Origin of the sequence: Antrihabitans cavernicola (assembly GCF_008297975.1) — a bacterium.
GTDB lineage: Bacteria > Actinomycetota > Actinomycetes > Mycobacteriales > Mycobacteriaceae > Antrihabitans > Antrihabitans cavernicola.
On record NZ_VLNY01000031.1, the window covers coordinates 1 to 19643 of the forward strand.

17 protein-coding genes and 1 pseudogene are annotated in these 19643 nt (G+C 60.7%); 2 read left to right on the forward strand and 16 right to left on the reverse strand.

The features are described from left to right. From FOY51_RS26725 to FOY51_RS26735, 3 genes are all read right to left on the reverse strand, one after another. A partial coding sequence (locus FOY51_RS26725) for a replication initiator (RefSeq protein WP_353961394.1) occupies positions 1-883 on the reverse strand: 883 nt, incomplete at its 3' end. A gap of 5 nt (positions 884-888) precedes the next feature. Continuing rightward, a complete protein-coding gene (locus FOY51_RS26730) occupies positions 889-2352 on the reverse strand; it encodes an FtsK/SpoIIIE domain-containing protein (protein WP_149433311.1) in 1464 nt (487 codons plus the stop codon). Positions 2353-2446: 94 nt separating this feature from the next. Continuing rightward, positions 2447-2812: a hypothetical protein gene (locus tag FOY51_RS26735; protein ID WP_149433327.1), complete on the reverse strand. Its 366-nt coding sequence runs from the start codon at positions 2810-2812 to the stop codon at positions 2447-2449. Between the two features lie 957 nt (positions 2813-3769). Here FOY51_RS26735 and FOY51_RS26740 point away from each other — a divergent pair. Together FOY51_RS26740 and FOY51_RS26745 are read left to right on the forward strand one after the other, a co-directional pair. Continuing rightward, positions 3770-4537: an XRE family transcriptional regulator gene (locus FOY51_RS26740; RefSeq protein WP_149433312.1), complete on the forward strand. Its 768-nt coding sequence runs from the start codon at positions 3770-3772 to the stop codon at positions 4535-4537. Positions 4538-4567: 30 nt separating this feature from the next. Next, positions 4568-5053: an NUDIX hydrolase gene (locus FOY51_RS26745; RefSeq protein ID WP_149433313.1), complete on the forward strand. Its 486-nt coding sequence runs from the start codon at positions 4568-4570 to the stop codon at positions 5051-5053. Between the two features lie 31 nt (positions 5054-5084). Here the strand turns inward: FOY51_RS26745 and FOY51_RS26750 are convergent, their stop codons facing one another. From FOY51_RS26750 to istA, 13 genes and pseudogenes are all read right to left on the reverse strand, one after another. After that, a complete protein-coding gene (locus tag FOY51_RS26750) occupies positions 5085-5630 on the reverse strand; it encodes an HD domain-containing protein (protein ID WP_149433314.1) in 546 nt (181 codons plus the stop codon). A gap of 222 nt (positions 5631-5852) precedes the next feature. Next, positions 5853-6539, reverse strand: a pseudogene (locus FOY51_RS26755) (IS110 family transposase); the annotation flags it as partial. 280 nt (positions 6540-6819) lie between these two features. Continuing rightward, the gene (locus FOY51_RS26765; RefSeq protein ID WP_149433316.1) at positions 6820-7416 is read right to left on the reverse strand and encodes a P-loop NTPase family protein; all 597 of its coding nucleotides are present in this window, start codon (positions 7414-7416) and stop codon (positions 6820-6822) included. A 551-nt stretch (positions 7417-7967) separates the two neighbouring features. Further along, positions 7968-8486 carry a GNAT family N-acetyltransferase gene (locus tag FOY51_RS28085; protein WP_353961396.1) on the reverse strand — a complete coding sequence of 173 codons (519 nt, stop codon included), beginning with the start codon at positions 8484-8486 and terminating at the stop codon, positions 7968-7970. A 51-nt stretch (positions 8487-8537) separates the two neighbouring features. Further along, positions 8538-9131, reverse strand: coding sequence for an aspartyl/asparaginyl beta-hydroxylase domain-containing protein (locus tag FOY51_RS26775; protein WP_187776492.1), 594 nt, complete (start codon positions 9129-9131; stop codon positions 8538-8540). A gap of 162 nt (positions 9132-9293) precedes the next feature. Then, the gene (locus FOY51_RS28090; RefSeq protein ID WP_353961395.1) at positions 9294-10163 is read right to left on the reverse strand and encodes a DUF6071 family protein; all 870 of its coding nucleotides are present in this window, start codon (positions 10161-10163) and stop codon (positions 9294-9296) included. Then, a complete protein-coding gene (locus tag FOY51_RS26785) occupies positions 10160-10909 on the reverse strand; it encodes a tyrosine-protein phosphatase (protein ID WP_187776493.1) in 750 nt (249 codons plus the stop codon). The genes FOY51_RS28090 and FOY51_RS26785 overlap by 4 nt, the downstream gene beginning before the upstream one ends. Before the next feature lie 19 nt (positions 10910-10928). After that, on the reverse strand, positions 10929-12428 hold the full coding sequence (locus FOY51_RS26790; RefSeq protein ID WP_149433321.1) for a carbamoyltransferase N-terminal domain-containing protein: 1500 nt from the start codon (positions 12426-12428) through the stop codon (positions 10929-10931). Between the two features lie 3 nt (positions 12429-12431). Then, positions 12432-12986: a phosphatase PAP2 family protein gene (locus tag FOY51_RS28095; RefSeq protein WP_149433322.1), complete on the reverse strand. Its 555-nt coding sequence runs from the start codon at positions 12984-12986 to the stop codon at positions 12432-12434. Further along, entirely contained in the window at positions 12986-13897 is a 912-nt protein-coding gene (locus FOY51_RS26800; RefSeq protein WP_187776494.1) for an acyltransferase, read from the reverse strand. The genes FOY51_RS28095 and FOY51_RS26800 overlap by 1 nt, the downstream gene beginning before the upstream one ends. A gap of 68 nt (positions 13898-13965) precedes the next feature. Beyond that, a complete protein-coding gene (locus tag FOY51_RS26805; protein WP_187776495.1) occupies positions 13966-16353 on the reverse strand; it encodes an AMP-binding protein in 2388 nt (795 codons plus the stop codon). Positions 16354-17209: 856 nt separating this feature from the next. Next, positions 17210-18016 carry an IS21-like element helper ATPase IstB gene (istB, locus tag FOY51_RS26810; RefSeq protein WP_149433325.1) on the reverse strand — a complete coding sequence of 269 codons (807 nt, stop codon included), beginning with the start codon at positions 18014-18016 and terminating at the stop codon, positions 17210-17212. Continuing rightward, positions 18013-19506, reverse strand: coding sequence for an IS21 family transposase (gene istA, locus FOY51_RS26815; protein WP_149433326.1), 1494 nt, complete (start codon positions 19504-19506; stop codon positions 18013-18015). The genes istB and istA overlap by 4 nt, the downstream gene beginning before the upstream one ends. Between the last annotated feature and the right edge of the window lie 137 nt (positions 19507-19643).

The window sequence follows — 19643 nt, forward strand, 5'->3', positions numbered from 1 at the left end:
CCTCCGAGTCCTGCAGCGTCACCTCGAGCAGACGTAAAGCTCGTTGCCGGACCTCCGGCGGGTACTGACGGGGCATAGCTTCGATCCTCCTATAAAGATCGGAACTAAACCTGGGGTACTTCACTTGCGCTGCGAGGGCGGCCAGCTCGCCGGCAGTGAGCGATGTTGACGGTGGCTGCCCGGCTGCTGTGGTGGAGGCGTCGAGTCGCAGTACGGCGTGGTAGTGCGGGATCAGACGGGTTTGGGTTTCGTGCACTTTCAGGAAGGCGACACGCAGACTGTCAGCAGCTTCGCCGTGCTCCTTGAGCCTCGCGCTGACGAGGCGGCGAAGCCGGATCGTGTAGCGGCGCCACAAGTCTGGCGCCCACCAGGTGAACAGCACGTGCCCGACGTAGTCGTAACGGGCTGGGTGGCGGGGCTCTCCGGCGCGGGTGGGATGCTCGGGCGGGTACACCGGCCCGAACGAAGGGGCGGTGAGAGTGAGAAACACTTGCGGATGTTCGACGACCGTGGCGGGCACATCGTGATGGCCGCCGAGGATGCCGGCGTGCACGAGCTGCCAGGTGTCGCCGGCATAGAGCCGTGAACACGACAGACAGACCGCGGCACGTCGGTTGCCGCAACGCACCAGCAGCCGGTCGGCACGGGTGAGTCCGTGTCCGCGGCGAAGATGAATGGGGTGCATGCAGTATCCGGTGGCCCGGACCGAATGCCACCACTGCGGGTAGTCGAGACGGCCGGCGCGGCGCACCATCTCGGCCACCACCCGCGCCCCGTGACCGGAGGTCGGGTCGAGCTGCCCGGGGGAAGTCGGCGTGGTCGGGCCGTGGGGTGTCGAGCTGGGGGGTGTCGAGCCGGGGGGTGTCGTAGCGCTGGTGGACATCGCTTCTATTCCTGTTCCGTCGTGCCGCCGTCACCGACGTCGTCAGTCGCCTGGGTGGGTGCGTACAGGTCGACGGTGTGGGCGATGGCGGTGTCGGTGTAATGGAACGCCCGGACCAGGGTGGGGGCGGCGGTGCCGTCGATGGCGAGGTAGCCCATGCCGGGTAGGTGTTCGGGGATCTGGTGGGCGCGGGCGCCCCGCTCGACCGCGCCGGGCCCGAGGATCATGGTGGTCTGGGTGGATTCGGCCATCCGTAGCGCGATCCGGATCGGGAACAGTTGCCGCAACGGCACCACGTCTTTGGATGGGTCCTGCACGGCGGCCACCACGGACACCCCGACCGCGCGCCCCTGGGTCAGCAGCAGCCCCAGATGTTGCTCGATCTCGGTTTTCAGTTTCCGGTCGGTGTAGGCGGTGAGCGCGGCAAGTTCGTCGATGACGACGACGATCAATGGCTCCGCGCGGGTCGGAACATGTTGGCGGGTGGTGCCGCGCAGTCGTTCCGCGCGGTCGGTCATCACCGCGGTGGTGTCGGCGAGCATGGTCGCGATGGTGTCGGCGCGGTAGGTGAAGCGGTGAAACAGCGGTGCGCCCAGGGCGAGTTCCATCCCACCCTTCGGGTCTGCCACCCGTAGCTGCACCTGACCGGCTGCCACGGCCGGGGCCAGGCCGGCGATGATCGACCACAACACCGAACCTTTCCCCGCGCCGGTCACTCCACCGATGAGGATGTGGGCACCGGCCACCGACAGCTGCCACGGACGCCCGTCACCGCGCTCACCGACAGTGATACGAACACCGGCTCGCTGCGAGCGCCCGTGGCCCGACAGGGTGCTCGCTGCCCGTGAGCTACCGGACGTGCCGTCCGTGGCGGCGGGGGTGACGGGGTCGGCGAGGGGTTGTTGCCGCTGCACCGTGAGCCGGATCTGTTGCGGGCCGGGTCGGGTCGCAGAAACGGTGTCGGCGCCGAATGCATCGGCGAGGGCATCGGTAGCGGCGATGAAGTCCGACAAGGTTTGTCCGCGTACCGGTTTGATTGTCAGCACATCGCAGGCGTCGTCGAACCGGATCCGCAGCAACTTCGGCACCACGATGTCCTCGCCGCGGACACGGCCGAGTCCGCAATCAGCACAGAGCGCCGTCCAGTGCCGGTAGCGTGACCACACCCGATATCGAAATCGGATGCGGTCCAACGTGATCCGCCGCAACGATGCCGGATCCAGCACCGCCCAGCAGGCCAACACCGCGAGCACCACGACGGTCGCGATGATCGCGTTGGTGGGCCCACAGCGCCATCCGGTTACTGCGACCGCGGCCACTGACAGTGTCACGACGGGCAGCCGCCACGCCCACACCACGACGAATCGGGTCAGCTGCCACAGTGCCGACCCGATCGCGTCGTCACTGGGGTCGGGCGCAGCACTGCCGGACCGATGACGATCCGAGGGCTGGTTGTTGGTGTCGGTCATGATGGAGAGTCCCTTCTGGCGCAACAAGAATCGGAGCCGGACGGGCGGGATCAGACGGCTGGCGCGCGTGTCTCATCCCGCCCTTCGACGGTGGCTATTTCTGCGGGCGGGTACCGGCCGAGGAACCGGTATCGGCAGAAGGCGCGGAAGCGGGAGTAGCAGCGACCGCGGTGATGGAATCGGCGCGGAACGCGACTCCGGATCGGTCGCCCTGACTCCACGGCATCGCCACCAACGCGGTCACTGTGACGGGTTGGGTGACAGTAAGTTTCGGATCACCGACCACCGTCACCGTGATCACCTCGCCGCCGGCATCGTCGAGGGCCAGCATCTGGACCGCGAACTGCACCAGCCCGGTCACCGGATCCAGTTTCGGGCTGCCCGTCTCGAAATTCGTGCGGGGTTCCGGTGTCTTCGTCACAATGAACTGCGACCTGCTCGTATCGATCTTCAAACGCATATAGACCATCTCCATTCGGGAATTGTGTTGGTGCGCAACGTGGATCGCTGCACCCCATCCACACAACCCGACCGCGGCGGACAGTTCGACCCCACCAGCAGGACAGTTACCCCCAGATGGTGGACACTTGGGGGACAAACACTGGACAGTCGCCTTGATTCACTGGTCCCGACGTGCGCGCGGGCGCTGCACGCGACGGCGTTGGGGCTGATTGGCTGACCATGACCGGCAAGCCCGGATCCGCGACCACGGGCTACACACTGATGACTTCGGATGTCGCCGACGAATGTTCAGAGACAGAGCGGCACGTCGACGCCTACCTCATGAAGAACGAGGCGCGCGATACCCGGCTCGTCCACGCGGTGACCGGCTTTCGAGGTCGACCCGGTCGGTTCGGTTGTAGTCTCCCGTCAGGCGTGCCGGCCGGCATGGCGTTCCCGTAGACGCACCTGTGGCCGTGGAGTAGCGGCGCGATTTCCCGTGATGTGAGCGCTAGACGGTACGCAACAATCGCACCACCGCCAGGGTTCGTCAGCGTGGTGGGCCGATACATTCCGAGATGGCTCGGGCGTGCGCCACGACCAGCGTGCCGATCGCGTGGCGCACCATACAACGCGGGGCGAGCCCGTAAGGGGTGCCCGTGGCGATAGCGCTACGTCGCGAAATAGCCGGCCATCGGCCGAACGTAACCGTGCCCACCAACGGTGGAATGGCACGTTGTCGATCTGGGCGGCCGAACCGACGGATAAGTGGCCGCGCCGACCCGGCTGCGTCGCCCCCGACGATGTCCAGGTTCACCGAGCCCACGTACGTACAGGACCGCGCAGCAAATCCGAGTTTGGCTGTCGCGACCCCAACGTGCGAGACACTTCTGGACACTTGCATGACAAACTGTGGACAGAACACCGAGGATTTCTGGCAGCGCGAGTTTGAGACCGGGACGGGAGGAAGACTGACGTGGCGGTGGAGAGCGCCGAAAACGACACCGTAGTACCGAATGAGCGGCTCCGGTACTACATGGACAAGGCCGGTCTGAGCCCCGCCGCCCTGTCGGAGCGCACCGGATTTGAGATAAAGACGATCGAGCGATGGCTGGCGGGTAAGAACACGCCGCACGCGGGAAACGCTCGGATCGCGGCCGAACCCCTCGGCTGTGAGATCAGCGACCTATGGCCAGACAAGTTCCCGCTCCTCGACCCGCCCAGCTCGGGAACGGTCGCGGTCAGCGTGTACGCAAACCGTGCCGATGTACCGCGCCACGTGTGGATCGAGTTGTTCACGCAGGCACGAGAGCACATCGATTTCCTCGTCTACGGCGGTACGTTTCTCTTCGACGGGATACCGCGGTTCACCCAGATCCTCACCGCCGCAGCAGATCGTGGCGTCGCGATCCGGTTCGCGGTCGGTGACCCCGAATCCACTGCCGTTGCCCAGCGCGGCGACGAGGAACTCATCGGGACCAGCCTGGCCGGGCGATGCCGGATGACCCTCTCCCGCCTGGAACCGTTGGCCGGCACATCAGGCATCGATATTCGTACCCACCGCACACCGCTGTACACCTCAATGTTTCGAGCCGACGACCGGCTCGTCGCCAACCCGCACCTCTACGGTGCACCTGCCAGCGACAACCCCGCCCTCTACATCGACCGGGGCACCGCCCCTGACATCTGGGACGACCACCGTCGTGCATTCGAGAAGGTCTGGCGGACCGCGCGCGCCATCTAGCCGATATCTGACCCTTTTCCCGCACCAACGATGACGGAGACCGCAGTGACCCGAATCGATCATTACAACGACCCAGACGCGCCACCGGCGAACAGTGTCGTCCCCTCCACCACCGCCGTCGTCACCGACACCGAAGACCGCATCGTGTTGATTCGGCGTCGAGACAACGACCTGTGGGCGCTACCCGGCGGAGGAATGGACCTCGGCGAATCCATCGTCGACACCGCAGTGCGGGAAGTTAAGGAAGAAACCGGGCTCGACGTCGAGGTTACCGGCCTCATCGGCGTCTACACCAACCCCCACCACGTCATGGCTTACACCGACGGCGAAGTGCGGCAACAATTCTCGCTGTGCTTCACCACCCGCCTTCTCGGCGGCACACTACTCATCGACTCCGAGAGCACCGACATCGCCTGGACACCCCAGGAGCAACTCGACGCAATCTCCATGCACCCCTCAATGCGGCTACGAATCAACCACTACCGCGAACACCGTCCAACGCCGTACCTCGGATAGTCCCAGCCCGCCGTCCAGACGTGCCAACAGATCAGCCGCTCGCGCGCGATTGCACTCTGGCCACCGCGGCCAGCAACTCCGGGCCTGACCGGGTGATCGCCCGATGTACCGGATCATCCACCCCGTACCGCGACAAGATCTCGCGCACGCGCTCACCTGCATCCACCGGATCACCGTCGGGGCTCGTCGTCATGTCAGCACACGTCAACACATCCAACAATCGCTGCGGCGGCTCCGAAAACTCGGCCAATTCCGCCGACAGCCCCCGCTCACCTGCCTCAAATATCGCACCCGTGTGATAAGCCACCAGCGAAACGACAAGCTGTGGGAAACCCTCGGCTCGCACAAAACCCGCACCATCAATCGGATGAAAGCCGGTCGAACGCACCGACGGCGCATACCCGATGTCGTGCAACCACGCCGACGCGACGACAGCGTCCTGCTCCCACGGATCGACCAGCGTCACCAGCCGGTCAACTGCGGCCGCGACACCTCGCACATGAGCCAAACGGCGTTCCAACGGCGCCAACCGCAGCTCCGTCAGCCGCCGGCCCCGCTCCGTCAACTCACCATCCATAAGATCAGCCTAAGCCACACCGTCGCGGGGGGACCCCGCCTCAACGAGCTCACACGCACCTGACACGGGCGGCGGGCTCCGGTCTCCGCTGCGCTCGCTCTGCTCCCATCCGCTCCGCTCCTGTCCGCGCCGCTCGCTCCTCTGCAACCTCCACCCGCCGCAACCAACCCCGGAACACAACACGGCGTCCACACCCGGCAACCCGGTTACAACTTTCTCTACTGCTATCAAGGTGCTGACTCCGCGCAGGCAGCCCAGCCGCCGCACCATCGGCGTGAACTCGGAATCGGCGGCCATCGCCGCGATCGCCCGGTCGAGTCGTTCCCGGCGAGCAGCCACCGTCAGCACGGCGTCGTAGTCGGATTCTAAGGTCACCTGCACCGCTGGTGCGTGGAAGCGTTGCCGACGTAACCAGGCATCGTGGCGCCGGTCCACGCCTGGCCGTCGGAGTAGACGATCCCTTGCCGCAGTAGCAGTTTCGACAGTCGATGCCAGGCCCTCATCAGATCGCCACGACAGTCCTCCCGCGCACGCACGAGATCACGCGCCGCCTCCTGATCGACGGTCGGGACCGTCACAGCGATGACTAAGCGTAGCAGCCGCGCCAGATGCATCGCGTCGCTGGCGTCAGCCTTGACTCGATCACCCTTCGGGCGTTGCAGTTTGCTAGGTGCGACGACCTCGCACCTGATACCCGCTGCGGTCAACGTCCGTGACAGCCCGAACCCGGTCGGGCCCGCCTCGTAATCGACCGCGACCGGACCCGGTAACTCGGCCAGCCACGACCGAATGTGCTCGTAGGCTGGCGTCAGTCTCGCCCGGACACTCACCCGTGCTGCCGTCGATCGCCGCCGCGACCACTGATCGGGCGTGCACATCCAGCCGTACACTCGTACGCTCGGTAAACACAGGGGCCTCCCACAAATGTCGGATAGACCGGACAGGCGGCCCTGCCCGGTAACCCACGAATGTTGTGAGCGAGGCCCCGGTCCAGGCGGTGCAGATCGTCACGCAGGACGCGCTAACGTTCCGAGCTCGGCTGTTGATCAACCGTGCTGGTACCTGTTCGATCGACTTCTGGAGTGCACCCACGGCCGACAAACTGCCCGCCTTCATCAGGCAGTACAACTGATTCAGAGTATTTCATCGTGGGCCATTTCCCGCGTATCGGTGGGTTGTTCACATTCAGTCAATCCACGCGCTGCCCAAATTCCAACTCATAGTCGAGCTGGGCGCTGAAGTCGTTTCCAGCCCTCCTCGAAGTGATGTGCGCGAGGTCAAACGGGGTTCGCTTCGCGCCGATATGCTCACTGACGAACTTGCGTCGACCATCGTAGCGGCGCATCGCCGTCCACAGCGGATGGTCCGCAGTAAACCATTGCCTTAACGATTCTCGATTACCATTCCACAATTCAGTCCTACGCGCGGTGCGGGCAATCGATCGAATGGCTAGACGCCAAAATACAACATGTCGCGGGAGGTCGAGCCAGATAATATGAGTCGCACGCTCCCAGAGTGCATCCGTAATTTGCGGATAGCCACTGCTGTCAACAATCCAACTCGGCCGACCGATCAAGGCCATAGCTTCGGACTGGAAGGTGAGCCGGGGCTGCCAGTTGGGACCATGATGCAGGGCGTCGAGCTCGACTACCTCGACATCGATCTTCCTCGAAATCTCGCCCGCTAATGTTGACTTTCCGACGCCACTAATACCGGCGACAACAATGCGTACGTCCGTCGCCCTATGGGCCAGGCTTTGCACAAATAGTTCATAGCTCGCAGTCACCGCCCTATGGTAACGAATCTCCGATTAACTGGCGAGACGCCAATCGGGACCCGTCGCGCGATCTGCGGATGCCCGACGCCATCGGCCGCCAGAGAACGATCCTCGCTCGCTGGACTAACCCAGCCTTCGCGGTCGTCGATCGTACCCACTTCTCAAGCTGGGCACGGTCAGAAGACGCAAATAAGAACGGTGCGGCGCGCGTGAGTGATTCAACCAAACAAGACCGCACAACTACTTCAGACGCGCCACAGCAGATGCAGCCAACACCTGCCGCAACAATTCATTCGCAATCCAGGCCGGAAACCCCTGGTTCTCCGACTTCAACTAGGCAACCCAGTGGAAGTCGCAGAACCAGCTTTGGGCCCGACGCAACGAGGTGCCGGCCTACCCGCGTCCAAAGGCCCGTCGAACCCATCAACTGACTCGGAGACTTCCGCCGCATCGCCCACGAATTCCGCTACCTCAACCACTCCACCTTGCGATCGCTGATCCACTCCTGGCAACGCGCAAAACGCCTCCACGCACTCTGAAGACCAAATGCTGAATCTGATCTAAGCCTGGCCATGAAGACGATCAAAATCCGACCTCAACATCCCAAATATACACAAGTCATGAAATTCACCATTCCAGTAATAAGCACATCTGAGCCGCGCCTCCTCGACGCCGCCAACGCTGAGCGCCAACTGTTTCGACGGCGTGTTGAAGTCAGCGATCCTACACTCGACTCGATTCAGCCCAAGCGTCTCGAAACCGAAGCGAATCAGGGCAAGAATGGCGCTCCGCGCCATGCCCTGTCGTCGTTCTCGCGCGATTCCGATAGCCGCCTCTGCCGTTCTGTTCAGTTGATCTCCGTGTCGTAACCAGCACATACCAACTGTGTCCGAGTGCTGACCCGACTTGCAGATCATGAAAACAGCACGCTGATAGGAAATCTCAGAATTCCGACCAATCCAATTTGGCCAGTACTCACTCGAAATCGGTAATCGGTAGCCGAACAGGCCACGAAATTCCTCGTCGCGAAACCATTCGGCGAGAGCAGGTATATCACTCGCTTCGACCGGTCGGAGCATCACACTATTGGAATCCGTCACAGACACAACCTCCTCGGGTATATGAGATCCTCAATCATCCTGATGATCGACGTTCCACTGGCGCTGTCGCACGAGAGCGGCGCTGACCAATTCAGACTTCTGCATTACCGACAGATAGAAGTCGTTCAAGAAATTGAACGGCCAGCGTAAAGGTCGCTTAATATCAATAAACAACACCACACGCTCACTGTGCGAACGGTTCCATGCCTCATGTTCATAAGTATCGTCGAAAAATACCCCTTTGCCCTCTTCCCAAGTGATATGCTCACCGCCGACTTTAAGACCGCACCGCGCGGGCTCCGGAATGCGAATACCGAGATGATAGCGGATTACACCACGGAAAGGACCGCGATGAGGCGGTATTTCGGTTCCCGGATCCATAATCGAAAAAAACGCGGTGGTGCAGCCGGGGATACGTCTCACTAACGCTGCAGTGGCCGGGCATCGCTGCAAGTTCTCCTCAATGTCCACTCCGTAGGCGCGGAAGAAGAATGTCTTCCACTTGTCATCGTTGCTAAGCCGCGCTTGCTCGACCGAGATGTCGACAAAGCTGGGAATCGCCGACTTCGATTGCAGAAGACTCTCGACCTCTTCTCGGGCATCCTTCCAGGAATCTTCGATCACCGCGTTCCAATGAAAATAGCTGCTCGGTATGATTGGACTAACCGCTACGAGAGACAGCGCCGGCATGCATTTCTCGAAAACACGGATAGACGCGAATATCAGTATATTCGTAAGCCGCATGGTTTCTACTCCCGATTCAGAATGGTCACAATGACGACGAGGCTACGGATAGATGAACGGATCGCGATTGAGCCACTGCATTGATCGCCGGCCAGTCACGGACCGCAGTGCGCTACGCGCCCACCCTGTCGGAATCTTCATATCAACCCGGGCGCTAACCTCTGTTCCACTGAACTGTATCCGAGCGTCGTGCTGATTCCGTGTGGAAAGCGCTTCGCCGGGAAAATTTGCCCGTTCGGACCAGCGACCAACCAGCTCGTCAGCCCATTTCGCATGCCCCTCCTCGGAGGGATGACGGCCCCGCCACATGCTCGGATCGTCGGCTAAGTACTGCTCCATCGATAGGGAGCCGTCAAACAATCCGAGTTGTCGAGTCCGAACCTGGACGTCCCCCTGGACCGAAATAGGAAGCGGACGGGGATCCAGTGCATGAAAGAAGACGAACGGAATACCGAGAGATTGAAGAAGACCGGCCAGCGATACCGCTTGTCCAACGAACCGCCAATCCCCTTCGATATCACTCACTGCCCACCGCCGATAAGCCGCAGCGAATCGGTCGGTTGCGAAATCGCGGTATCCATGATGCGGAACAATCTGACGGAACGCTCCGTTGATGAACATCTCGCGTCGCAATGGAGAACTCCAACCTATCGCAACAACAAGTTCGGAATCGGCGGACAGCTGTCGCTGTTGATGCCGAAGCAGGAATTCGACCGTCCGACGCAGGATGCGATCGTTAGATCCGCTCGGTACGGCATCGTTCACCACCGAATCGGCACAGAACCGCCGAGCGAGGGCACCTGGCCACGAAGATTCCCAACGGTACTTGTTGTTGGTGCAAATTCCGGTCACTGGATGATCGTGCAGCTCAGATCCATAGGTCATTGAGCACCCGTTCGCGTAAATTATCATCGTGGCCCATCTCGATCTGCGGTCAAAACTCGATCCCAAGCCAACTGCTGAACCATCGATTTCCAATCGCGCGTAAGGCCACGTTCGCCGAGCATAGTCATAAGAACTGCCCCATTGAGCCGATGATCATTCAGCACCGCCTGAATGGCGAGCGGGTTACATCTGACCCGCCGAAGGTAGTCGGGATAATCCTTAGTCAGTCCCCATCGCCTGCTGCGGAACGCTTCCATCGGCACGAGGGCCGCCTCAGAGGCGTGATAGTCGTCGACTATCCATCGTTGGGAAACACCGAGAGCAGTCATCAATATGGCAGCTACCACCCCTGTGCGATCCTTCCCCGCCGTACAGCATATTATTACTCCCTCGGTTTTTTCGGACAACATGGCTGCCAACACATTGCTGGCAACGTCTATTGCTCGCGGCACCATCTCACAATACATCGCCGCGTATTGGAAAGCGTCTGTGTTTTCGCGGAAATCGGAGTTCTCCACCTCGGGCCCAAGCGTCACCCGCCGCGACTCGACGGTGGCTTTCTCATAGCGCATCGTGGCTACTCTGTGTGCTGGATGAACTTCTCGTTCAAAATCTGTTCGGAGATCAAATACCGTGAAGTCTTCGCAACCAGTCAATTCGCGTAGCGCTTTGGCGCTGCATCGGATTAACGGATATCGAAAACGGCCGTGCGTGGAGTCCACCGAACCATACGGCGTTCGACAGTTGAAGCCTTGCTGCGATTGCTTCAACATCTCAACCGACCTCAACCACTCAGTAGATGGCAACATCGTGCAACCGCGCAAAACGTTCCGCGTCGCCCCATGTGTTGACAAGCGGCTCACCTTTTATGTTCAAGCTGGTATTCAGCAGTATGGGACAGTGAGTGAGGCGATAGAATTCCTGCAATATTAGGTAAAGATGTGTTCCGTGGACCGACTCGTCGATGGTTTGGATTCGGCTCGTCGCGTCGACATGACAAATTGCCGGAAACGCATCAGGCGCAAGACATCGTGCAGTGTACTGCATATACGGCGACTGCCCATCGAAGTCGAAATACTTTTGGGCGTGATCGTGCAGGACTACTGGCGCAAACGGCCTGTAAAGTTGTCTACGCTTAATACGATTAACACGTGCTTGAACGTCAGTACCTCGCGGATCGGCAAGAAGGCTCCGATTTCCGAGTGCTCGCGGGCCGAATTCCGCACGACCATTTGCAATACCTACAATATTGCCTTTTGCGAGTTCCTTCGCAACTAACTTCGGATTGAGTTGCCGCTCGATGTCGTGCCCGAGGAACGGCCCCTTCCATTCCAGTTGATGCCGCAACAGTGCGGCAGCAGCACCGAGTGACGACCCTGCGTCGCCCGGATTCGGAAGAATCCAGATATTGTCGAACACCCCCAAGTCCCGGATCATGCGATTCGCAACGCAGTTCAGCGCCACGCCACCTGAATACACAAGATTCTTCGACGGAAATCTTTCAGCAACCCAGGTCATCAGCCGCGAAAGATAGCGTTCAATCACCGTTTGAACGCTTGCGGCGAGAGTCGGACCGTCGTTCAGATCAACGCGCCACTTACCGAGTCCTCGGTGAATATTTCTTTTCAGGACCAGGTCGGGAGTGTTGGTCGTATTAACCAGCTCATTCTCAATCAAGTCTGCGTACAGAGGTTCACCATGAGCGGCCATCCCCATGAGAATGTATTCGTCTTCATTTGGCTTCAACCCGGCCCGCTCAGTAAATGCGCTATACAGTAATCCCAGGCTATGTGGATATTCGATCGAGTGAACACGTCGCAGGGTTCGTCCCTCCGCACGCCAGACCGACAGTGTTTCCCATTCTCCGACGCCATCAACGACCACCACTGTCGCATCCGGGTAACCAGAAGTGAAGTAGCCGGCAGCCGCGTGGGCTTCGTGATGTCCAACGAATGAAAGCGGGATGTCGTCCTTGTAGCACTGCCACAGCAATCCCGAAACGTTCTGTGCGTAGTTCACGGCACCACGCGCCTGGCCAGCGAACACGTTTCGTCTGAGACGATCGCGCGGACGTTCATAGAAAACCATCCGGTCGACCTTGGCACCCCCCAGATAGGACTTCGCCTCCGCCACCAGTCCGGCCGCGATCGTGGAATCGTTTTTCACTCGCGTGTAACGCTCGCTGTGCGCGGCGAACAGAATCTTCCGTCCACGAACTACTGCGACGGACGCATCGTGCCCGAATGCGCTGACGCCCACTACTGTTTCTGATCCACCCAAGGATGCGTTCATATATTAACCTACTATCGCTCGAACGAAAAGATGCGGAGTGATCCAGCCAAGAAACGCCCCCGCCGCTACATCCGACAAATAGTGTCGCCCGAGTGCCAATCGAGAGTAGAGAACAGCAACACAAAATACCCGGCTCGACATTCGCAAAATGGAAGGCAAGTAGCGACCGCCACAATTGCTGGTCGCAGAATTGCCCAGATGCCAATACACCGACATAGCTACCACTCCATGGCCTGAAGGAAAACTGTATCCATAGCTAGTGGTGGTCGGGCGCTGACGTCGCACTCTGCCTCTAATCAGGCGCCCCAATAGAGTGGCCACCACTCCACCTGCCACGCGGCTAAAGCAGTCCCGCGCACCTTGTTTACCCGCACGCTTGGACGCAATTCCGCAGAATATTGCCGCTACAACATCTGCGGGCACTTCTCTTCCAACCGCCTCACCGGCATGAGCAACTCGGTAGAGGACACCCCGCTCTTCCGAGTTCAAGTGCAGACGGCTTGCCACTTCTTCATCAACCAGCAACACATGCTCGGTCAGCTCACCGAACCGGACCATCAACAGTGCCTCGCTGTGCGATTCGGTGTCTGAGTCCCCAGCGATTCGTTATCCGGCTGCAGATCAACGGAACTGCTGAGGACATACCGGCGACGATCGGAGTCCAATCGACTGCCGATGGCGTCGCCGTCTGCCCCTGCTAGCAGGCTGATCATATCCGGATTGGTCAGCGCATTTTCGGCCACCCGCGTCGTCCAGTGTGTCCGGACCCGCTCTTCGTCAGCGAATCCAGGTAGCGCTCCCAGTCGCACCGATAGTTTTCGCAGACTTTCCGGCATCCCTGTCGCCATACACCCATCGACGGCCCTTCCTATAGAAAACCTGTACGCGGCAAATGCGATGATCTCGAGGACCAGCAAAGAATTTATCCCTTGGGTCTCCAGTCTTTGATCGGGGTCTGCCGCAATATCCTCAATATCGGCGAGCCACTCGAGCAAAGCAGTTAATATCGCGCCGTCGTTCCGCTCGGTTTTTTCGACGCGCACAATGTCCGCCGTGGGTCGGCCATTCATTAGCGGAACGACCCCGGCTGGCGAACCAATCGCTAGGCTGTACGGTGGGATGTCTTCATGTACTGTGGCCCCGGCAGCCACAACGCAGCCCTGTCCAATGGTAACACCACCGAGAACGACCGCCTTTGTTCCGATATCGACATCGTCACCGATACAGATCGGCTCAGCTTTGTGGTCCGTCCCGCTACCGAATGGATCCCTATACTGCGTTTCAATGACAACTCCGGTCGACACTCGTACGCGATCGCCGATACTGATAGGAGCCCGCGCGCCAATGACGACATCATAATTTATCGAGCAATTGTTGCCCATCGCAATATTTTCCGGAAAGGTTACGGTCGGCGAACCGAATGCTCGTAATCCAGTGCCACATTCTCCGAATATATTCGTGACATACACCCTGTTCAGGATAAACTGAACGTCACGCCGCCCCGTTAATATCTTGCGGAGGATCCTGCCCATTCTTTTCAATTCACGTCCGCCCTTCTAGGATCCAACTCGCGATCGATCGCCGCCAATACCTCGGGAGCGCAGACCAAATCCTCACCGCGATGGGAGGTTTGGACAATAACACAGTCCAGTCTGCGGACCAGTTCGCGCCAGCCGTTGATGCAGTCCTCAATCCCGATGCTGCGGAGGCCTTCACCAACAATGAGCACGGCATCAAGTGCGGCCGGATTGGTTGTGTATTGGCCACAGCACTCGACGATATTTTCCAAGACCCGCGTACGCCGAGCGATATCTTCCCCGGACATATCGGGGGCTGCCGCGCCTAACTCGACCAACTGGGCGATAACGTCTTCAACCGAACCGCAGGGCATTCGACGAGAATCGTTCGAATACGTGGCCAAGAGATGAGATAGGCGCTTTTCACCATCACCGGATTTTTCCACAAACCCGGGGGGCTCGGCGTCCAACAACATCACGGGCAGGACATCTGCCCCTCCCTGGGTCAACTGTTTGGCGGTCTCGAACGCGAGCAGCCCACCGGCAGAGAAACCCGCAAGGAAGTACGGCCCTTCCGGCTGGTCGGCCAAGATCAGGTCCACATATTCCGCCGCCATCTCCTCAAGCGATCCAGGCAGCTTCTCATCAAAATCAAGACCCCGGGCGCGCACACCCTGCACACCGTAGCTTCCTGGAAGCCTGCTGAACTCTTTGAGAAAGAACGTCTCGCCATTGCGCCCGTGAACGCAGTACAGCGTTTTCGTAAGGTCGTCGCCGCAGCGAAACTGCGGTAGTCGGAGACCGGACATGCTTTCCCGGGCGTGGGGCCCAACTCGCGATCTGCAAACCATCGCCAGGCCCTCGATAGTGGGGGCACTATAGAACTCGCCTGCCGTCACTCGCACACCGGTAGAGTGCTCAATGTCGGCCAGCATGCTAAAAATACTGAGGGAGTTACCGCCGATCGTTAGATAGTCGGCGCGCAGTGGAATTGAAGGCAGCGAAAGGTACTTTTTCCAAACATCCGCGATCTGCGCCTCGGTTGCATTACGCGTGCGTTCACTGGTCAGTACTCCGGGTGAGCCGACCAACGCTGTTCCGCCGCACTCGTCAGCCGACAGCAGACGTCGATCGACCTTCCCTGAATTGAGACGCGGCAGCACGGAGTGCAGGCAGACCCGGGTCGGTACGATGGGGCCGGGCAGAAGTCGGCGCACACTTTCGTAAAGCGAATCTAGATCAATGGTATGTCCCGTGAGTAGTTCGATATGCGCACACAGGCCGTTTCCGAAGGTCGCTGATTTCGGCGCCACGACGCAACTAGATATCGGGCTGATTGACTCGAAAGCTCCTTCAACTTCTACGATTTCAACCCGCACGCCGTTGACTTTAATCTGATCATCTTTGCGACCGACGTATTCCAGAATTCCGGCACCGACAACTCGCATCAGATCACCGGTGCGATACATCCGCTGCCCGTCTGACGAACGCCCGAAGGCTCGATCAGTCGCATCCGGCCGGTCCAGATACCCGTCCGCTACCTGATCGCCGAGGATTATCAGTTCCCCGACCTCACCAATCTCGGCTTCTTCGCCGGACTCGGTCACGATCCTCTGACTACTGGGTTCGATAACCGGCCCGATCAATGATGCAGCAGAGCCGCTGTCGAGACGAACGCAGTGGGTCATTATGGCGGCCTCGGTCGGACCGTACGCGTTAAACAGCGCAACCCTGCCCGCCCAGGTACTCACTACGTTCGCACTCATTGCCTCACCGCCTGCCACCAACTGCCGCAATGAATACGAGTTGTCTGGAGACAGCAGTTTGATTGTCGACGGGGTCAAGAGTGCGAAGTCAACGTCAAAGCGCTTTAGTACATCTCGCAGATTGCCACGCTCACGACAAGCCACCAAGGTTTGTCCTGAACAGAAGCTCATCAGAATCTCGAAGATCGATGCATCGAATCCAAGACTAGAATATTGGAGCACACGCTGGTAACTCAACTCAGCGTTTTGATGGCGTCGCAACGCCGCGTCAATCACTAGCATCACGGCGGCGAGGCGAACGTAGACTCCCTTTGGGCGGCCGGTGGTCCCCGATGTGTACAGGATATATCCAGGCGGCCTGGCCGCTTCAGAGCCGGTGACCGGGGTGGATCCACGTAAGTAGACCGTGTGAATAGCGCCCTCAGAGCGACGGTTGTAGTCGCCGATCGGGCTGTCGCTCAGCACGCCGACCGGCTTAACCTCGCCGAGAATAAGGGCCTTTCGACTGTCGGGATAGTCCGTGTCGATCGGGACGTACACCGCATCCATCGTCATCAACGCCAGAAATGCAACAAACGCAGATACTCCGCGATCAAGGTGAACAACAACAGCACTGCCTGAACGGACGCCGCTCGACCGCAACTGTTCGACCGTGCCTATAAACGCAGCTGCGGGTTCCCCCGCTGTTGGCGTGCCTCGACCTGGACAGCCGGGTACCGGAGAGCCCGTGGCCGCACTGCTCCGCGCGGGCAACACCGGATCGAACACCGCCGCCGATCACATCGTGACGCGGAAAGCGTTGGAACAGTTACCCTCCACCCGCGGCTGACGACCTAGCCGGAAAGTCTTGATCCGCAACAGCTAGCTGGGTCGTGATCGCCGACGTGCGCATCGCTCCAGGACTGACGAACTCCGCTGCGGTACCCGGCGGGGTTGCAGGTGTTACTGCAGGTGGACAGGCATGACCAGGCGATCGCGTGGGCGGGCTTGGTCGAGTGGTACTTCTTGGTAGCGACCACGGTGGCTGAGGTGTACCTCTGCGGAGCGCGGACAGTCTATGCAGACATAGCAGTAGTCCCCCGGCGATGGATTGTTGATCGGAGACGCGAGCTGGGCAAGTAGTCGCGCGCTGTGGGCGCATCGGTGCCATTGCTGCCATCTCGGTATCACCCGTGGAGTCGATCGCCGAAGGCATTGACTCGCTGGAACACAGGGGGAAGGCTCCGATCTCCTCCAGTCGGAGTTGCTCGACGTACTGACCGATGACCCTCGAATGACTCGTGACCGCCACCTGCGTGCGCTCGGTCGAAATCGTCGATCCGATTTGCAGTGTGGCGTTCGAGTAAGCCCCGCCCAAACCGAATCGCTTCCTCAAATGTGTCGGCATCGGGGAGTCGAGATTTCGCTCTATCGGGTTCGAGATGTTGTCAACGGCCAGTTTCCGGTCCCCGTTTTTGGCCAGATAGATGTCCCCACCCCTTGCGGTGAATCCGGTGGGTCAGGGGCGGTCACCTCGCTTGTGTTGGGCGTCGCGCATCCGGTAGGACTCGCCGTCGGTGACGATGACGGTCGCGTGATGCAAGAGTCGGTCCAGGATGCTGACGGCGGTGGTGTGTTCGGGCAGGAACCGTCCCCACTGTTCGAACGGCCAGTGCGAGGCGATCGCGAGAGACCGCCGTTCGTAGGCGCCGGCGACGAGCCGGAACAGCAGTTGGGTGCCGGTGTCGTCCAGCGGCGCGAACCCTACTTCATCCAAAATGATGAGGTCGTTGCGGAGCAGGGCCTCGATGACTTTGCCGACTGTGTTGTCCGCGAGTCCTCGGTAGAGGGTTTCCACGAGGTCGGCGGCGGTGAAGTACCGAACCTTGTGCCCGGCGTGGACCGCGGCGATTCCGAGCCCGATGAGGGTATGCGATTTGCCGGTCCCGGGCGGACCGACCAAAGCCAAATTCGCTTGCGCTCGTATCCATTCCAGACTTGTCAAGTAGTCGAACGTCGCCGGGGGGATCGACGAGGCGGCGACGTCGAAGCTGTCGAGGGACTTCGCGACGGGGAATGCCGCCGCCTTGAGCCGGCGGGCTGCGTTGGAGGCGTCTCGCGCGGAGATCTCGGCTTCCACGAGCGTGCGTAACACTTCTTCCGGGGTCCAGCGTTGTGTCTTGGCGGTGAGCAGTACCTCTGGGGCGGTGCGTCGGACGGTCGCGAGCTTGAGGCGCCGCAACCCCGCATCGAGATCGGCGGGCAGGTCCGGAGCGGATTTGGGTGGAACAGGCTGCGGCCCTGCATCTGTCGTATCAACGGTCATGGCGTGCCGCCCTTGCTGTCGATGGATTCGGGTCTGATCGCGTAGGCGTCGAGGGGCCGGGTGGCTGAGCTCGGCAGATCGATGATCAGTGCGTCACCGGCGGGGCGGGGTTGCGGGGTTCCGGCGCCGGCGGCCAGGATGGAGCGGACATCGGCGGCGCGGAACCGCTTGAATGCCGTCGCCCGTGTCAACGCGCCCACCAGCGCCTCGGTGCCGTGCGCGGCGCCCAGGGCGAGCAGGATCTCCAACTCCGATCCGAGGCGGGTGTTGCCGATCGCAGCCGCCCCGACGAGGAAGGCTTCCGCGTCGGGGCCGAGTGCGCAGAACTGTTTCTCGACAGTCGTTTTCGGCCGTGGTCCGCGGCTCGGTGCGGGCCGTGGCCCGTCGTAGTGGGCATCATTGACCGACGCGGTGCCGGGCGCGGCCAACTCGTGGTCGGCCACGACTTCGCCGGTGGCGGGTTCCACGATCAGCAACCGGGCACCGTCCTGGACGAGAGTCACGGTGGTCCCGATCAGCCGGGTGGGCACCGAATAGCGGGCGGAGGCGAACCGGACGCAGGAGAGACGGTCGACCTTGCGGGTCACCGGCGACGGCCCGATCTCCAGACGAAAAGACGGTAACGGTTGCAGCACTTGCTGTTCGGTGATCAGACGTTCATCCGGTATCGCACAGATCTCCGAATGTTCGGCGGCGTTGACCTCGAGGCACCACTTCTTGGCGGCGGCGTTGGCCGCATGCACGTCCACTGGTCTGCCGGCGATGTTCGCTTCGGTCAGCAGCGGGACCACCAGATCCCGCTGCGCGTAGCCGACGAGGTTCTCCACGATGCCCTTGGACTGCGGATCATGCGCATGACAGAAATCGGGTTGAAATCCGTAATGTGCTGCCAGACGGACATAGTCGGGTGTCGGGACGACGACGTTCGCGACGACTCCACCCTTGAGACATGCCATCCGGTCGGCCAACACCTTCAACGGCACCCCGCCGACCGCCGCCAGGGCTTCGGCGATCAACGCCAGTGTGGTGGTGGCGCGTTCGTTGGCGGCGAAGGCGACGAACCGCCACCGCGAGAACGCCAGTACCGCACAGAACAGATGCAGTCCACCACCCACATCGGCCCAGTCGATGACCAAGTACTCGCCCGGTGACCACACCGCAGGGCGACGACCACGATGATGATCCTTGCGCCACAACGCTTTAGCGTCGGCAACCAGGCGTCGGAAGTTGCGGGCCGACCCCTCGTAGCCGGCTGCTTTCGCGATCGGCAACAGACGCTTCGCCGAGATCCTGCCCTTCGAACTGGCGATGCGTTCGGTGACCAACTCGGCCACGGCATCGTAGTTGTGCGGTCGGACGACGAGCTCAGGTGCGGTGTCACCGGCCTCGAATTTCTTGACGACCCGTTTGACGGTTTTGTGGGTGGTGCCGCACAGTTCGGCGGCCCCTCGATAGGTTCCGACTTCTCGATAGGCGGAAATGATGTCCATACGGTCCCTCGCAGACTCAGACGAAACTGAACGCGAGGTGACAACCCAGCTTGTTGGACGTGATCCGGTCCCGGAATGTCAGGCCGCGGGGCTGATCTCGACGTGGTAGCCGAGCTCTTCGAGCTGCCGTTGTAACA

What these genes read in the sequence shown, in the direction of transcription:
- FOY51_RS26730 (WP_149433311.1), bottom strand. Translation starts at nt 2,352, where the DNA reads ATGACCGACACCAACAACCAGCCCTCGGATCGTCATCGGTCCGGCAGT.
- FOY51_RS26735 (WP_149433327.1), bottom strand. Translation starts at nt 2,812, where the DNA reads ATGCGTTTGAAGATCGATACGAGCAGGTCGCAGTTCATTGTGACGAAG.
- FOY51_RS26745 (WP_149433313.1), top strand. Translation starts at nt 4,568, where the DNA reads ATGACGGAGACCGCAGTGACCCGAATCGATCATTACAACGACCCAGAC.
- FOY51_RS26750 (WP_149433314.1), bottom strand. Translation starts at nt 5,630, where the DNA reads ATGGATGGTGAGTTGACGGAGCGGGGCCGGCGGCTGACGGAGCTGCGG.
- FOY51_RS28085 (WP_353961396.1), bottom strand. Translation starts at nt 8,486, where the DNA reads ATGCTCCGACCGGTCGAAGCGAGTGATATACCTGCTCTCGCCGAATGG.
- FOY51_RS28090 (WP_353961395.1), bottom strand. Translation starts at nt 10,163, where the DNA reads ATGATAATTTACGCGAACGGGTGCTCAATGACCTATGGATCTGAGCTG.
- FOY51_RS26785 (WP_187776493.1), bottom strand. Translation starts at nt 10,909, where the DNA reads ATGTTGAAGCAATCGCAGCAAGGCTTCAACTGTCGAACGCCGTATGGT.
- FOY51_RS26790 (WP_149433321.1), bottom strand. Translation starts at nt 12,428, where the DNA reads ATGAACGCATCCTTGGGTGGATCAGAAACAGTAGTGGGCGTCAGCGCA.
- FOY51_RS28095 (WP_149433322.1), bottom strand. Translation starts at nt 12,986, where the DNA reads ATGGTCCGGTTCGGTGAGCTGACCGAGCATGTGTTGCTGGTTGATGAA.
- istB (WP_149433325.1), bottom strand. Translation starts at nt 18,016, where the DNA reads ATGACCGTTGATACGACAGATGCAGGGCCGCAGCCTGTTCCACCCAAA.
- istA (WP_149433326.1), bottom strand. Translation starts at nt 19,506, where the DNA reads ATGGACATCATTTCCGCCTATCGAGAAGTCGGAACCTATCGAGGGGCC.